The organism is Bacillus sp. URHA0034 (assembly GCF_056280405.1).
In genome coordinates this window covers 2,770,569-2,786,824 of sequence record NZ_JBWCDK010000002.1, presented here as the reverse complement: position 1 = coordinate 2,786,824, position 16,256 = coordinate 2,770,569, and the positions used below count along the sequence as shown (strand labels likewise).

The 16,256-nt window shown below is 41.0% G+C and carries 12 protein-coding genes and 1 other annotated feature; all 12 genes read left to right on the top strand.

Features of this window, described 5'->3' with window-relative positions; genetic code table 11:
- Positions 1-126: 126 nt before the first annotated feature.
- Positions 127-552: a 50S ribosomal protein L11 gene (rplK, locus tag ACZ9EE_RS15435; protein WP_141561102.1), complete on the top strand. Its 426-nt coding sequence runs from the start codon at positions 127-129 to the stop codon at positions 550-552.
- Between the two features lie 185 nt (positions 553-737).
- Positions 738-1,436: a 50S ribosomal protein L1 gene (gene rplA / locus ACZ9EE_RS15430; RefSeq protein WP_476028357.1), complete on the top strand. Its 699-nt coding sequence runs from the start codon at positions 738-740 to the stop codon at positions 1,434-1,436.
- A gap of 53 nt (positions 1,437-1,489) precedes the next feature.
- Positions 1,490-1,633 (top strand) — a sequence feature (ribosomal protein L10 leader region).
- Positions 1,634-1,666: 33 nt separating this feature from the next.
- The gene (rplJ, locus tag ACZ9EE_RS15425; protein WP_476028355.1) at positions 1,667-2,167 is read left to right on the top strand and encodes a 50S ribosomal protein L10; all 501 of its coding nucleotides are present in this window, start codon (positions 1,667-1,669) and stop codon (positions 2,165-2,167) included.
- Positions 2,168-2,245: 78 nt separating this feature from the next.
- The gene (gene rplL / locus ACZ9EE_RS15420; RefSeq protein ID WP_101645926.1) at positions 2,246-2,608 is read left to right on the top strand and encodes a 50S ribosomal protein L7/L12; all 363 of its coding nucleotides are present in this window, start codon (positions 2,246-2,248) and stop codon (positions 2,606-2,608) included.
- A 205-nt stretch (positions 2,609-2,813) separates the two neighbouring features.
- Entirely contained in the window at positions 2,814-3,413 is a 600-nt protein-coding gene (locus tag ACZ9EE_RS15415; RefSeq protein WP_476028352.1) for a class I SAM-dependent methyltransferase, read from the top strand.
- A 257-nt stretch (positions 3,414-3,670) separates the two neighbouring features.
- Positions 3,671-7,231 (top strand): DNA-directed RNA polymerase subunit beta, encoded by a 3,561-nt coding sequence (rpoB, locus tag ACZ9EE_RS15410; protein ID WP_476028350.1) that lies wholly within the window; start codon positions 3,671-3,673, stop codon positions 7,229-7,231.
- A gap of 215 nt (positions 7,232-7,446) precedes the next feature.
- Positions 7,447-11,046 (top strand): DNA-directed RNA polymerase subunit beta', encoded by a 3,600-nt coding sequence (rpoC, locus tag ACZ9EE_RS15405; protein WP_476028348.1) that lies wholly within the window; start codon positions 7,447-7,449, stop codon positions 11,044-11,046.
- A 161-nt stretch (positions 11,047-11,207) separates the two neighbouring features.
- Positions 11,208-11,456 carry a 50S ribosomal protein L7ae-like protein gene (locus ACZ9EE_RS15400; RefSeq protein WP_476028346.1) on the top strand — a complete coding sequence of 83 codons (249 nt, stop codon included), beginning with the start codon at positions 11,208-11,210 and terminating at the stop codon, positions 11,454-11,456.
- A 102-nt stretch (positions 11,457-11,558) separates the two neighbouring features.
- On the top strand, positions 11,559-11,981 hold the full coding sequence (gene rpsL / locus ACZ9EE_RS15395; RefSeq protein ID WP_026565517.1) for a 30S ribosomal protein S12: 423 nt from the start codon (positions 11,559-11,561) through the stop codon (positions 11,979-11,981).
- Between the two features lie 41 nt (positions 11,982-12,022).
- Positions 12,023-12,493, top strand: coding sequence for a 30S ribosomal protein S7 (rpsG, locus tag ACZ9EE_RS15390; protein WP_215047099.1), 471 nt, complete (start codon positions 12,023-12,025; stop codon positions 12,491-12,493).
- A 48-nt stretch (positions 12,494-12,541) separates the two neighbouring features.
- Positions 12,542-14,623, top strand: a complete 2,082-nt coding sequence (fusA, locus tag ACZ9EE_RS15385; protein WP_476028343.1) for an elongation factor G — start codon at positions 12,542-12,544, stop codon at positions 14,621-14,623.
- Between the two features lie 128 nt (positions 14,624-14,751).
- Positions 14,752-15,939 (top strand): elongation factor Tu, encoded by a 1,188-nt coding sequence (gene tuf / locus ACZ9EE_RS15380; RefSeq protein WP_335573455.1) that lies wholly within the window; start codon positions 14,752-14,754, stop codon positions 15,937-15,939.
- Positions 15,940-16,256 lie beyond the last annotated feature (317 nt).

Sequence of the window (16,256 nt, the reverse complement as noted above, 5' to 3'; positions counted from 1 at the left end):
ATGTCTCCATTGTGAGATGAGACTAATGTTTAAGTTCTTTATGATTTTTATATAAAGACATATGTTGAGTGGGAGGGTCTAATTGGTCCCTATTACCACATCACGGACTTTAAGGAGGTGTGTCTCGTGGCTAAAAAAGTAATTAAAGTCGTTAAATTACAAATTCCTGCTGGTAAAGCAAACCCAGCGCCACCGGTTGGTCCTGCACTAGGTCAAGCAGGTGTTAATATCATGGGATTCTGTAAGGAATTTAACGCTCGTACAGCAGATCAAGCTGGATTAATCATTCCTGTTGAAATTACGGTATTTGAAGACCGTTCATTTACATTTATTACGAAAACTCCTCCTGCTGCCGTTCTTTTAAAAGTAGCAGCTGGAATTCAGTCTGGTTCAGGTGAACCTAACCGTAATAAAGTAGCAACAGTAAAGCGTGATAAAGTACGCGAGATTGCGGAACAAAAAATGCCTGACCTAAACGCGGCTAGCGTTGAAGCAGCAATGCGCATGGTTGAAGGTACTGCACGCAGCATGGGTATCGTTATCGAAGACTAATCCATGTAACTGAAGCGCAAGTGTGTAATGAAGGGGTTGCGATATTTTAATATACTCGCAACCTTTGTTCTGTCTAGCAGCGGCACTTCGTTTTAAGGTCAGTAGACTTTTAAAAAATAGAAGTGCCTCCGCTTTTCGGCGTGGGAGAATAATTCGCTAAAACCACAATCTAGGAGGAAATAAAAATGGCTAAAAAAGGTAAAAAGTATTTAGAAGCTTCAAAGCTTGTAGATCGCTTAAAAGCATACCCAATTGCTGAAGCAATTGATCTTGCTAAGAAAACAAACTTCACTAAGTTTGATGCAACTCTTGAGGTGGCTTTCCGTTTAGGCGTAGATCCTAAGAAAGCTGACCAACAAATCCGTGGCGCAGTAGTGCTTCCTAACGGAACTGGTAAAACTCAACGCGTTTTAGTATTCGCGAAGGGTGAAAAAGTGAAAGAAGCAGAAGCAGCTGGTGCTGATTATGTAGGTGATTCTGAATACATCAACAAAATCCAACAAGGTTGGTTTGATTTTGATGTAATCGTAGCAACTCCTGACATGATGGGTGAAGTTGGTAAACTTGGTCGTGTATTAGGACCTAAAGGCTTAATGCCAAACCCTAAAACAGGTACAGTTACATTTGATGTAACAAGAGCGATCAATGAAATTAAAGCAGGTAAAGTTGAATACCGTGTAGACAAGTCTGGTAACATTCATGTTCCTATTGGTAAATCATCTTTCGAAGATGAAAAACTTGTTGAAAACTTCAACACTATTTTTGATACAATGCTTAAAGCTAAGCCAGCAGCTGCAAAAGGAACTTACATGAAGAACGTTACAGTTTCTTCAACAATGGGACCTGGCGTAAAAGTAGATCCTTCAACAGTAGCAGCGAAGTAATTTATTACCAATTGACAATCTAGAATATATTTTATATAATCTAGATTGTTGTTTAAAATAAAACATTTGTACTGTAGACAGCAGGTGCTTAAATGCTTAATTTCCTGCCGAGGTAGAGCGAATAGATTAAGCTGAACAATCAGCTTTTGAATGCTGCCTCCATGTCTTGCTCGATATGGAGGCTTTAACTTGCCTGGTATAAATGTAGATAATCTACAGGAGGTGTAAAGATGAGCAGTGTAATCGAAGTAAAGAAACAATTAGTTGACGAAATTACTGATAAGTTAAAAGCAAGTGTATCAACTGTCGTTGTTGATTATCGTGGTCTTTCAGTTGCGGAAGTAACTGAACTTCGTAAACAACTTCGTGAAGCGGGCGTTGAATTCAAAGTTTACAAGAACTCAATGGTACGCCGTGCAGCTGATGCAGCTGAGCTTTCTAGCTTAAACGAAGCATTAACTGGTCCGAACGCAATTGCGTTCAGTACTGAAGATGTAGTAGCACCAGCGAAAATCTTGAATGACTTTGCGAAAAAGCACGAGGCACTTGAACTTAAAGCAGGTGTAATCGAAGGCAACGTTGCAACAGCTGAAGAGATTAAAGCTCTTGCTGATCTACCATCACGCGAAGGCTTGCTTTCTATGCTACTCAGCGTACTACAAGCTCCAATTCGCAATCTTGCTCTTGCTGCAAAAGCAGTGGCAGATCAAAAAGAAGAACAAGGCGCGTAAGTTAGAAAAGCTGAAGCTATTCAAATTTGAAGCGTTAAACTAATAAAAGGTAACGAAAACTAAGGAGGAAACTTAATCATGACTAAAGAACAAATCATTGAAGCAGTTAAATCTATGACTGTTTTAGAACTTAACGATCTTGTAAAAGCAATCGAAGAAGAATTCGGCGTAACTGCTGCTGCTCCTGTAGCAATGGTAGGCGGAGCTGGAGCTGCTGCTGTTGAAGAGCAAACTGAATTTGATGTAATCCTAGCTAGCGCTGGCGATCAAAAAATCAAAGTTATTAAAGTTGTTCGTGAAATCACTGGTCTTGGTCTTAAAGAAGCAAAAGACCTTGTTGACAACACTCCAAAAGCAATTAAAGAAGGCGTTGCTAAAGAAGAAGCTGAAGCAATCAAAGCTAAGCTTGATGAAGTTGGAGCTAACGTTGAAGTTAAGTAATTCTGCTATAAAAAAGCTCGCTGCATAAGCGGGCTTTTTTTGGCTATTTTAAAAGCGAAGAGCGACTTAGTCTGCGATGGATGGAGAGTAGATGCCATTAGCTGCTAGTCGTTTGAGCAGAAGTTCTTAAGATTAAAAGGGTTATACTTTAATGATGAGCTATTCCTCTTATTTCTTCATATAATGATCTCCGGAGGTGAGTCTATTGTCCGAACACTACTATTCTCGAACACAAAATGTGGAAAGTGATCCGAAATATTGGGATTATCGCTTACGAAACCATTCTTTCCGCTTTAAGACTGATAACGGTGTTTTTTCAAAACGAGAAGTAGATTTTGGCTCACGTTTACTCATAGAGTCTTTTATGATGCCAGACGTTGAAGGACATGTTCTTGATGTAGGCTGTGGCTATGGACCAATTGGTTTATCGATTGCAAAGGAATTCAATGACCGCTTTGTTCATATGGTAGATGTAAATGGGCGGGCCATCGAGTTAGCGAAGGAAAATGCCTCTATAAATCATATTACGAATGTTGATATTTATGAAAGCGACCGCTTATTAAATATTAAAGGCGATAATTTCGCAGTCATACTAACAAATCCACCAATTAGAGCAGGTAAACAAACCGTTCATGTTATTTTTGAACAAAGCTTTGCGCATTTAGTTCCTAATGGTGAACTTTGGATCGTTATTCAAAAGAAACAAGGAGCACCGTCTGCGCTTGAAAAATTAAAAACCCTATTTTCTGTTGTCGAGACAGTTGACAAAACTAAAGGTTATTTTATTATTAAAGCAAAAAAATAGTTGACTCGATTTTGTCGTTGTGTTAGCATTATAAAATGCCATCATAATAATTTCCGATTTATTCCTTAAAATACTTATTTTCTTAGTATAAAAACGGCATAAGAAGGAAATGATGACAAAATAATAATCAAAATGTGAAAATGTGGTTTTTAGTAAAAAAACCCTTTTTCTTTTTGTCTAATTGGTAGAGTTTTTAAGTTCTATTAGTTAGACGTAATAGATTTATTAAAAAACGCTTGATTTGAGGGGTGAATCAGTTGACAGGTCAACTAGTTCAGTATGGACGACACCGCCAACGTAGAAGTTACGCACGAATCAGTGAAGTTTTAGAATTACCAAATCTTATTGAAATCCAAACCTCTTCTTATCAATGGTTTCTGGATGAGGGATTACGTGAAATGTTTCAAGATATTTCACCAATTGAAGATTTTACTGGTAACCTATCACTGGAATTTATTGATTACAGCCTTGGCGATCCAAAGTATTCTGTAGAAGAATCTAAAGAACGGGACGTTACATATTCTGCTCCATTACGTGTAAAAGTACGTCTTGTAAACAAAGAAACTGGTGAAGTAAAAGACCAAGATGTATTTATGGGTGATTTCCCGCTGATGACAGAAACAGGTACATTTGTCATTAATGGGGCAGAACGCGTTATTGTATCACAGTTAGTGCGTTCTCCGAGCGTTTACTTTAGTGGAAAACTTGATAAAAATGGCAAGAAGGGTTTTACTGCGACGGTAATTCCGAACCGCGGCGCTTGGCTGGAATATGAAACAGATGCCAAAGATGTCGTATATGTAAGAATAGATCGTACTCGGAAACTGCCCGTTACGGTTCTTTTGCGTGCATTAGGCTTCGGCTCTGATCAGGAGATTATTGAATTGATTGGAGATAACGAGTACATCCGCAATACTCTCGAGAAAGATAATACCGAGGGAGTTGACAAAGCGCTTTTAGAAATTTACGAGCGTCTTCGTCCAGGCGAGCCGCCGACAGTAGATAACGCAAAGAGTTTATTAGTGTCTCGCTTCTTTGACCCTAAGCGTTATGATCTTGCAAATGTGGGTCGTTACAAAATCAACAAAAAGCTTCATATTAAAAATCGTTTATTCAACCAACGTTTAGCAGAATCACTCGCTGATCCTGAAACAGGTGAAATCATTGCTGAAAAAGGAACACTCCTCGATAGGAGAAACCTTGATAGAATTATCCCTGCCCTTGAAAAGAATATTAACTTCCGAGGCCACAACCCTGTTGGCGGTGTAGTAAACGAAGAAATCATTCTTCAAGGCATTAAGATCTATGCTCCTGGCGATGAAAACGAAAAAGTTATTAATGTACTAGGTAATGCTTATGTAGCAGAGCCGATTAAAAATATTACACCAGCTGATATCATTGCATCGATTAGCTATTTCTTTAACTTATTACATGGTGTAGGCGATACAGATGATATCGATCACTTGGGTAACAGACGTCTTCGTTCTGTCGGTGAATTATTGCAGAACCAATTCCGAATCGGATTGTCCCGGATGGAGCGTGTAGTTCGTGAAAGAATGTCCATTCAAGACACTGCAACCATTACACCGCAGCAACTCATTAATATTCGTCCGGTAATTGCCTCTATTAAAGAGTTCTTTGGAAGCTCGCAATTATCGCAGTTCATGGACCAAACCAACCCGCTTGCGGAGTTAACTCACAAGCGCCGTCTATCAGCATTAGGACCTGGTGGTTTAACACGTGAACGTGCCGGAATGGAAGTACGTGACGTACACTACTCTCACTACGGACGTATGTGTCCAATTGAAACGCCTGAAGGTCCAAACATCGGTTTGATCAACTCGCTGTCATCATACGCGAAGGTAAACCGTTTTGGTTTTATTGAAACACCATATCGCCGCGTTGACCCAGATACCGGCAGGGTGACAAGCCGGATTGATTATCTAACAGCGGATGAAGAAGATAACTATGTAGTTGCACAGGCAAATTCCCGCCTCGGTGATTACGGTGCCTTCCTTGATGATGAGGTAGTGGCTCGTTTCCGTGGTGAAAACACGGTTGTAAGCCGTGAACGCATCGATTACATGGATGTATCACCGAAACAGGTAGTATCTGCAGCAACAGCGTGTATTCCGTTCCTTGAAAATGATGACTCGAACCGTGCCTTAATGGGTGCGAACATGCAGCGTCAAGCGGTGCCTTTAATGCAGCCTGAAGCGCCAAGAGTTGGGACTGGTATGGAATATGTATCAGGTAAAGACTCCGGTGCAGCGGTCATCTGTAAGCAAGATGGTATTGTTGAACATGTTGAAGCCCGCGAAGTTTGGGTTCGTGAAGTGAAAGAAGTAGATGGCCAAGAAGTAAAAGGCGATCTTAAAAAATATCGATTATTGAAATTTATCCGTTCTAACCAAGGTACTTGCTATAACCAACGTCCTATCGTAGCTGTTGGCAATCGCGTGAAAAAAGGCGAAATTTTAGCAGACGGTCCATCCATGGAACTAGGAGAGTTAGCGCTTGGACGTAACGTTCTTGTTGCCTTCATGACATGGGATGGTTATAACTATGAAGATGCCATCATTATGAGTGAACGTCTTGTGAAAGATGATGTCTATACTTCCATTCATATTGAAGAATACGAATCAGAATCTCGTGATACCAAGCTTGGACCTGAGGAAATTACCCGTGATATTCCAAACGTAGGTGAAGATGCTCTTCGTAACTTGGATGAACGTGGTATTATCCGTACCGGGGCTGAAGTTAAAGATGGTGACCTTCTTGTTGGTAAAGTAACGCCAAAAGGTGTAACAGAATTAACAGCTGAAGAACGTCTCCTTCATGCGATTTTTGGTGAAAAAGCACGTGAGGTCCGCGATACGTCACTAAGAGTTCCACATGGCGGCGGCGGTATTGTTCATGATGTTAAGGTCTTTAATCGTGAAGATGGCGATGAACTGCCACCAGGTGTAAACCAGCTTGTCCGTGTTTATATCGTTCAGAAACGTAAAATTCACCAAGGTGATAAAATGGCCGGTCGTCACGGTAACAAAGGGGTTATCTCACGGATTTTACCGGAAGAAGATATGCCTTATTTACCAGATGGCACACCAGTAGATATCATGTTAAACCCATTAGGGGTACCATCTCGTATGAACATCGGTCAGGTGCTTGAGCTTCATTTGGGTATGGCAGCGAGATACCTAGGTATCCATGTTGCAACACCAGTATTTGATGGTGCTCGAGAAGAAGATGTATGGGGTACGATCGAAGAAGCAGGTATGGCTCGTGATGCCAAAACTGTTCTGTATGATGGCCGTTCAGGAGAACCGTTTGATAATCGTGTATCAGTCGGAGTCATGTATATGATTAAACTGGCACACATGGTTGACGATAAACTCCATGCGCGTTCAACAGGACCATATTCACTTGTTACCCAGCAGCCATTGGGCGGTAAAGCTCAATTCGGAGGCCAGCGTTTCGGTGAGATGGAGGTTTGGGCACTTGAAGCATACGGTGCTGCCTATACACTTCAGGAAATCCTAACCGTTAAATCAGACGATGTTGTTGGTCGTGTGAAAACATATGAGGCAATTGTAAAAGGTGAAAATGTTCCGGAGCCAGGTGTTCCTGAATCATTCAAAGTATTAATTAAAGAACTTCAAAGCTTAGGTATGGATGTGAAAATCCTTTCCGGTGATGAAGAAGAAATTGAAATGCGCGATACGGAAGATGATGACGACCTACAGCAAGTTGACACATTAAACATCGCACCTGATGCACCAAGCTTTGAATCTGAAAAAGTAGGATCTAAAGAGTAATTTTTCAAGCTATAGTGTACGGAAGTCCGTGCGCTCCGGCTTTGAAGAGATTGTCTAGCTGCAGCGCACAGCCCCTCGAGGTCGTAAGCCAAAATCATCCAAAAGGCAAAGAACGCCTTCCGGCTGATTTCGTCTTACGCTGGTCGGGGCTAAGACGTGCGCTTCCGCTTTTCTAATAAGGGTAGAACCTGGATATCGAAAGGGAGGTAGGCCCTATGCTTGACGTTAATAATTTTGAATACATGAAAATTGGTCTTGCTTCACCGGATAAAATCCGTTCATGGTCATTCGGAGAAGTGAAAAAGCCAGAAACCATTAACTATCGTACGTTAAAACCTGAAAAAGACGGCTTATTCTGTGAGCGAATCTTTGGTCCAACAAAGGACTGGGAATGTCATTGTGGAAAATATAAGCGTGTCCGTTATAAAGGCGTTGTTTGTGACCGTTGTGGTGTAGAAGTCACACGTGCAAAAGTACGTCGTGAACGTATGGGTCATATTGAATTAGCTGCACCTGTCTCACATATTTGGTATTTTAAAGGAATTCCAAGCCGAATGGGTCTTGTATTAGACATGTCCCCTCGTGCATTAGAAGAAGTTATCTACTTTGCTTCTTATGTTGTGACAGAATCAGGTGATACTCCACTTGATAAAAAACACCTTTTATCTGAAAAAGAATATCGTGCCTATCGTGAAAAGTACGGAAACAAATTCCAAGCTGCCATGGGGGCAGAAGCGATTAAAAAGCTTCTTTCTGATATTGATTTAAATAAAGAGGTAGACATCCTGAAGGAAGAACTTAAGACAGCACAAGGCCAGCGCCGTACACGCGCGATTAAGCGCCTTGAAGTGTTGGAGGCCTTCCGTAACTCTGGTAATGAGCCATCATGGATGATTCTAGATGTACTTCCAGTCATTCCACCGGAACTTCGTCCGATGGTACAATTGGATGGCGGACGTTTTGCAACATCTGACTTAAACGACCTTTATCGTCGTGTTATTAACCGTAATAACCGCTTAAAGCGTTTATTGGATCTTGGTGCGCCAAGCATAATTGTTCAGAACGAAAAGCGTATGCTTCAAGAAGCAGTCGATGCTTTAATTGACAACGGCCGTCGCGGCAGACCTGTTACGGGTCCTGGTAACCGTCCGTTAAAATCGCTTTCTCATATGCTTAAAGGTAAACAAGGCCGTTTCCGTCAAAACTTGCTCGGTAAACGTGTTGACTATTCCGGTCGTTCCGTTATTGTTGTAGGTCCAAACCTAAAAATGTATCAATGTGGTCTTCCGAAAGAAATGGCTCTTGAGCTCTTTAAGCCATTTGTCATGAAGGAACTAGTTGAAAAAGGTTTAGCACACAACATTAAATCAGCAAAACGTAAAATCGAACGTGTATCCCCTGATGTATGGGATGTGCTTGAAGATGTTATTAAGGAGCATCCGGTTCTATTGAATCGTGCCCCAACATTGCATAGATTAGGTATCCAGGCATTTGAACCAACACTTGTTGAAGGACGGGCAATTCGTCTGCATCCACTGGTATGTACTGCATACAACGCAGACTTTGACGGTGACCAAATGGCTGTTCACGTACCACTATCATCGGAAGCTCAAGCAGAGGCGCGCCTGTTAATGTTAGCCGCTCAAAATATCTTGAATCCTAAAGATGGTAAGCCAGTTGTTACTCCTTCTCAGGACATGGTATTAGGTAACTATTACTTAACCTTAGAGCGTGAAGGCACAATTGGTGAAGGTATGGTCTTTAAAGACACTAGTGAAGCGATCCTTGCCTACCAAAACGGATATGTACACTTCCATACACGTGTAGCTGTTCATGCTGGTTCATTGGGCAATGAAACATTTACAGAAGAACAAAATAATAAGTTATTAATGACAACGGTTGGTAAACTTATTTTTAATGAAATTCTTCCGAAGTCGTTCCCATATATTAATGAACCAACAAGACATAATCTAGAAGTCGAAACACCTGCCAAGTATTTTATTGAAAAAGGTGAAGACGTAAAAGCTAGAATTAAAGAAATGCCATTGATTGATCCATTTAAAAAGAAAATTCTTGGAAATATCATTGCTGAAGTCTTTAAACGATTCAAAATTACCGAAACATCAAAAATGCTTGACCGCATGAAGGATTTAGGCTTTAAGCATTCAACTAAAGCTGGTTTAACAGTTGGTGTGGCTGATATTGTCGTACTTCCTGAAAAACCGCAAATTCTCCATGAAGCTCAAGAAAAAGTAGATAACGTAATGAAGCAATTCAGACGTGGTCTTATTACTGAAGATGAGCGTTATGATCGTGTTATTGCGATCTGGAGTGCTGCTAAAGACACCATTCAAGGTAAACTGATGAAGTCCTTGAATAAAACGAATCCAATCTTTATGATGAGTGATTCCGGTGCCCGTGGTAACGCCTCTAACTTTACACAGCTTGCTGGTATGCGTGGTCTGATGGCCAACCCGGCAGGACGTATCATCGAATTACCGATTAAATCAAGTTTCCGTGAAGGATTAACTGTATTAGAGTACTTTATCTCGACTCACGGTGCGCGTAAAGGTCTTGCCGATACAGCCCTTAAGACAGCTGACTCAGGTTACTTAACTCGTCGTTTAGTTGACGTAGCCCAGGATGTTATTGTTCGTGAGGACGATTGTGGAACTGACCGCGGCTTCTTAATTAGTGCCTTAAAAGATGGAACAGAAACAATTGAAGGTTTGGATGAACGTCTAATCGGCCGTTATGCTCGTACACCAATTAGACATCCAGAGACAAAAGAAGTTATTGTACCTGAAAATGGCTTAATTACTGAAGATCTAGCAGAAGTGATCGTAAATGCAGGAATTGAAGAAGTAAAAATCAGATCTGCCTTTACATGTAACACTCGTCATGGTGTATGTAAGAAGTGTTATGGCCGTAACTTGGCAACAGGCCAAGAGGTTGAAGTGGGTGAAGCAGTTGGTATTATCGCTGCCCAATCAATCGGTGAGCCAGGAACACAGTTAACCATGCGTACATTCCATACCGGTGGAGTTGCCGGTGACGATATTACCCAAGGTTTACCACGTATTCAAGAGATTTTTGAAGCGCGTAACCCTAAAGGTCAAGCTATCATCTCTGAGATTGCAGGTGTTGTTGTAGGTATTAATGAAGGCCGTGACCGCCAGCATGAAATTGTGGTTCAAGGTGAAGTTGAATCTCGTACCTATAATGCTCCATATACAGCCCGCTTAAAGGTTGCAATCAATGATCAAGTTGAACGTGGTCAAGAACTAACAGAAGGATCAATTGACCCGAAAGAATTAATCAAAGTAAAAGACGTTACATCTGTCCAGGAATACCTATTGCGTGAGGTACAAAAGGTTTACCGTATGCAAGGGGTTGAAATTGGCGATAAACACGTTGAAGTAATGGTGCGTCAAATGTTGCGTAAAATCCGCGTCAGCGATGCAGGGGAAACAGACGTACTTCCAGGTACACTTCTTGATATTCATCAGTTTACTGATGCAAACGAGAAGGCTTTGCTTGAAGGTAAACTGCCTGCTACTGGACGTCCAGTCTTACTTGGTATTACCAAAGCATCACTTGAAACAGATTCATTCTTGTCAGCTGCATCATTCCAAGAAACAACAAGAGTTCTTACTGATGCCGCAATTAAAGGTAAACGTGATGAGTTACTCGGCTTGAAAGAAAATGTAATCATCGGTAAACTTGTTCCTGCTGGTACAGGAATGCAGCGTTATCGTAAGGCAGAGCCAGTCCTGCGCGATACAACCTCTGAAGAAACTGTTACAATTGATTAATTAAGATGTGGTACCTGCTAAATGCAGGTACCACATTTATGAAAATATTACCAGCGAGTACTTTGAATAAAATTTATGAAACATTTGTTGACATCTTTTTGGTAAGATGATATTATATCAAAGGTGCTCCTATTCAACGGATACTTTGGAGGATATACTCAATGTCTTATGAAAAAGTATTAAAAGCACACAAGATTGTTATTGGTACAAAACAAGCAGTGAAAGCATTAAAGGAAGGAACTGTTCAAGAGATTCTCGTTGCAAACGATGCTGAACCTAGGTTAACAGCAAAAATCGTTGAAGAAGCAAACTTGATGCAGATCCCTATCCAGTATGTAGACTCGATGAAAAAACTCGGTAAAGCATCTGGTATAGAAGTTGGTGCAGCAACTGTCGCTATTATCCGTTAAAAACTGTTTTTGTAGATAGAGTAATCTGCAAAAACTTTGTTTTTGCAAAAAAATGAACCACCTGGATGTGTGGACTTACAAATAACGAAGGGAGGAAAAATCATGCCTACTATTAACCAATTAGTGCGCAAACCTCGTCAATCTAAAGAGGAAAAGTCAAAATCACCAGCACTTAACAAAGGTTACAACAGCTTTAAGAAATCTCAAACAAATGTATCTTCACCACAAAAACGCGGTGTATGTACTCGTGTTGGTACAATGACTCCAAAGAAACCAAACTCAGCGTTACGTAAATATGCACGTGTACGTTTGACAAATGGTATCGAGGTGACAGCATACATTCCTGGTATCGGCCATAACCTTCAAGAGCACAGTGTTGTTCTTATCCGTGGAGGACGTGTAAAGGACTTACCGGGGGTACGTTATCACATCGTGCGTGGAGCGCTTGATACAGCTGGTGTAAACAACCGTATGCAAGGTCGTTCTAAATATGGTACTAAGAGACCAAAAGCAGCTAAGAAATAAAACACATTAAAATAGAAGCTTCTTTGAAAGGAGGAAACAAAATGCCACGTAAAGGTCCCGTAGCAAAAAGAGACGTGTTACCTGATCCGCTTTATAATTCTAAATTAGTTACTCGTCTAATCAACAAAATGATGATTGATGGTAAAAGAGGTAAATCTCAAGAAATTCTTTATTCAGCGTTCGATACAATTCGTGAACGTACTGGCAAAGAGCCGATGGAAACTTTTGAAGCAGCAATGAAAAATATCATGCCTGTTCTTGAAGTTAGAGCTCGTCGTGTAGGTGGTGCGAACTACCAAGTACCAGTTGAGGTGCGCCCTGATCGTCGTACAACTTTAGGTCTTCGTTGGTTAGTGAACTATGCGCGTCTTCGCGGTGAAAAAACGATGGAAGAGCGTTTAGCTAACGAAATCATGGATGCTGCTAACAACTCTGGTGCATCTGTTAAGAAACGTGAAGATACACACAAAATGGCAGAAGCAAACAAAGCGTTTGCTCACTATCGTTGGTAATTTTACCTTCAATATAAAAACTTTCATACTAGGAAGGAGAAAGACCCAATGGCAAGAGAGTTCTCCTTAGAAAACACTCGTAATATCGGTATCATGGCACACATTGATGCCGGTAAGACGACTACCACTGAGCGTGTCCTTTATTACACTGGTCGTATTCATAAGATTGGTGAAACACATGAAGGTGCATCTCAGATGGACTGGATGGAGCAAGAACAAGAACGTGGTATTACCATCACGTCTGCAGCAACAACTGCTTCGTGGAAAGGTCACCGCGTAAATATCATTGACACCCCAGGACACGTAGACTTCACTGTTGAAGTTGAACGTTCCCTTCGTGTTCTTGATGGTGCAGTTGCAGTACTTGATGCACAATCAGGTGTTGAGCCTCAAACTGAAACAGTTTGGCGCCAAGCAACTACCTACGGTGTACCTCGTGTTGTATTCGTTAACAAGATGGATAAAATCGGAGCGGATTTCCTATACTCTGTAGGAACCATTCATGACCGCTTACAAGCGAATGCACATGCGATTCAGTTACCTATCGGTGCAGAAGATCAGTTTGAAGCAATCATTGACCTTGTAGAAATGAACGCAGTATTCTACGGAAACGACTTAGGAACTGATATTGAAGTTCGTGAGATTCCAGAAGAGTACCGTGCTCAAGCTGAAGAGTATCGTGAAAAGCTTGTTGAAGCAGTTGCAGAATTAGATGAAGAATTAATGGAAAAATACCTCGGCGGTGAGGAAATCACTAAAGAAGAGCTAAAAGCAGCGATTCGTAAAGGTACTGTTAATGTAGAATTCTACCCTGTAATTTGTGGATCAGCCTTCAAAAACAAAGGTGTTCAATTAATGTTGGATGCAGTTATCGATTATCTTCCTTCTCCACTAGATGTACCTGCAATCAAAGGTCATGCTGTTGATGATGAAGATGAAATTCTTGAGCGTCACTCAAGCGATGAAGAGCCTTTCTCAGCTCTTGCATTCAAAGTTATGACAGACCCTTATGTTGGTAAATTAACGTTCTTCCGCGTTTACTCAGGTACTTTAGAGGCTGGTTCATATGTTCAGAACTCAACTAAAGGCAAGCGTGAGCGTATCGGACGTATCTTGCAAATGCACGCAAACAGCCGTCAGGAAATCTCTAAGGTTTTCGCGGGTGATATTGCAGCTGCTGTAGGTTTGAAAGATACAACTACTGGTGATACTCTATGTGACGAGAAAAACCTTGTTATCCTAGAGTCTATGCAATTCCCTGAGCCAGTAATTCAACTTTCAGTTGAACCTAAGTCAAAAGCAGACCAAGATAAAATGACAACTGCTTTACAAAAACTTCAAGAAGAAGATCCAACTTTCCGCGCACATACAGATCAGGAAACTGGACAAGTCATCATTGCTGGAATGGGTGAACTTCACCTTGATATCATTGTTGACCGTATGCGTCGAGAATTTAAAGTTGAAGCTAACGTAGGTGCTCCACAGGTTGCTTACCGTGAAACATTCCGTACATCTGCACAAGTTGAAGGTAAGTTTGCCCGCCAATCTGGTGGTCGTGGACAATACGGACACGTTTGGATTGAATTTGGCCCTAATGATGAGGGTAAAGGATTTGAGTTCATAAACGGTATCGTTGGTGGTGTAGTTCCACGTGAATACATCCCTGCTGTACAAGCTGGTCTTGAAGATGCACTAGACCGTGGTGTTCTTGCTGGATATCCTTTAGTTGATATTAAAGCAAGATTATTCGACGGATCTTACCATGATGTTGACTCCTCTGAAATGGCGTTTAAAATTGCTGCCTCAATGGCGCTTAAAAATGCTGCTTCTAAGTGTCAGCCAGTTATCCTTGAACCTGTTATGAGAGTAGAAGTTGTAATTCCTGAAGATTACCTAGGTGATATCATGGGTCAAATTACTGCTCGCCGTGGCCGTGTTGAAGGTATGGAAGCACGTGGTAATGCACAAGTAGTTCGTTCAATGGTTCCACTTTCTGAAATGTTTGGTTATGCAACTGCACTTCGTTCAAGTACTCAAGGTCGTGGAGTTTTCTCTATGCACTTTGATCACTATGAAGAAGTTCCAAAATCAATTTCTGAAGAAATCATCAAAAAAAATAAAGGTGAATAATTGATTTTCACCTTTATATAAAGTATAACTACTTATGTAAGAACGGAAACTGTTGAATGGCAAATCCTTTTAACAGTTTCCACTTAAAATATACTTAAAACCTTATAATCCAAAGGAGGATTTTCCAAATGGCAAAAGCTAAATTCGACCGTTCAAAGCCACACGTTAACATTGGTACAATCGGACACGTTGACCATGGTAAAACTACTTTAACAGCTGCAATCACTTCTGTTCTTGCTAAATCAGGTAAAGCAGAAGCTCGTGCATACGATCAAATTGATGGTGCACCAGAAGAAAAAGAGCGTGGTATCACAATCTCAACTGCACACGTTGAGTATGAAACTGATGCTCGTCACTATGCACACGTTGACTGCCCAGGACACGCTGACTATGTTAAAAACATGATCACTGGTGCTGCTCAAATGGACGGCGGTATCCTTGTAGTATCTGCTACTGACGGTCCTATGCCACAAACTCGTGAGCACATCCTTCTTTCTCGTCAGGTAGGCGTACCTTACCTTGTTGTATTTATGAACAAGTGTGATATGGTTGATGACGAAGAACTTCTTGAGTTAGTAGAAATGGAAATTCGTGACCTATTAACAGAATACGATTTCCCTGGCGATGACACTCCAGTTATCAAAGGTTCTGCTCTTAAAGCATTAGAAGGTGAAGCAGCATGGGAAGAAAAAGTACTTGAATTAATGGCTGCTGTTGACGAGTTCATCCCAACTCCAACTCGTGACACTGATAAGCCTTTCATGATGCCAGTTGAGGATGTATTCTCAATCACTGGTCGTGGAACAGTTGCTACAGGACGTGTTGAGCGTGGTGTAGTTAAAGTTGGTGACGTAGTAGAAATCGTTGGTTTCACTGAAGAGCCAAAATCTACAACTGTAACAGGTGTTGAAATGTTCCGTAAGCTTCTTGATTTCGCTGAAGCTGGTGACAACATCGGTGCCCTTCTTCGTGGTGTTGCTCGTGAAGAAATCGAGCGTGGACAAGTTTTGGCTAAACCAAAATCAATCACTCCACACACAAAGTTTAAAGCACAAGTTTACGTATTATCAAAAGAAGAAGGTGGACGTCATACTCCATTCTTCACAAACTATCGTCCACAATTCTATTTCCGTACTTCTGATATTACAGGTATCTGTAATCTTCCAGAAGGTACTGAAATGGTTATGCCTGGCGACCATATCGAAATGACTGTTGAACTTATCGCTCCAGTTGCGATCGAAGAAGGAACTAAGTTCTCTATTCGTGAAGGCGGACGTACAGTAGGTTCAGGTTCAATCACTACAATTCAAGAGTAATTACTCTATAAAAAGCAGATGGATGACGATCCATCTGCTTTTTTTGTTCATGGATCACAATAATGAATTCTGGTCTTTTTCAGGAGTCATATTGTAAAGCTATCTTTAAACATAATCTATGGGCAAATGCGAGATGTTGGAAGTGCGTGTTCAGGGGTTTTGTCTAATAGAGTCACTGCTATTGGACGATTTTCAAAAGGAAATTGATAATTTGTCCAATAGGACCATTCTAAAGGACAGTTTTAAGATCGTCAGAGAGAATTTGTCCAATAGGGCGATTCTAATGGACAGTTTTATGATCTTTAGAGAGAATTTGT

What these genes read in the sequence shown, in the direction of transcription:
- rpoC (WP_476028348.1), top strand. Translation starts at nt 7,447, where the DNA reads ATGCTTGACGTTAATAATTTTGAATACATGAAAATTGGTCTTGCTTCA.
- ACZ9EE_RS15400 (WP_476028346.1), top strand. Translation starts at nt 11,208, where the DNA reads ATGTCTTATGAAAAAGTATTAAAAGCACACAAGATTGTTATTGGTACA.
- rpsG (WP_215047099.1), top strand. Translation starts at nt 12,023, where the DNA reads ATGCCACGTAAAGGTCCCGTAGCAAAAAGAGACGTGTTACCTGATCCG.
- rplJ (WP_476028355.1), top strand. Translation starts at nt 1,667, where the DNA reads ATGAGCAGTGTAATCGAAGTAAAGAAACAATTAGTTGACGAAATTACT.
- tuf (WP_335573455.1), top strand. Translation starts at nt 14,752, where the DNA reads ATGGCAAAAGCTAAATTCGACCGTTCAAAGCCACACGTTAACATTGGT.
- rplL (WP_101645926.1), top strand. Translation starts at nt 2,246, where the DNA reads ATGACTAAAGAACAAATCATTGAAGCAGTTAAATCTATGACTGTTTTA.
- fusA (WP_476028343.1), top strand. Translation starts at nt 12,542, where the DNA reads ATGGCAAGAGAGTTCTCCTTAGAAAACACTCGTAATATCGGTATCATG.
- rpsL (WP_026565517.1), top strand. Translation starts at nt 11,559, where the DNA reads ATGCCTACTATTAACCAATTAGTGCGCAAACCTCGTCAATCTAAAGAG.
- rplA (WP_476028357.1), top strand. Translation starts at nt 738, where the DNA reads ATGGCTAAAAAAGGTAAAAAGTATTTAGAAGCTTCAAAGCTTGTAGAT.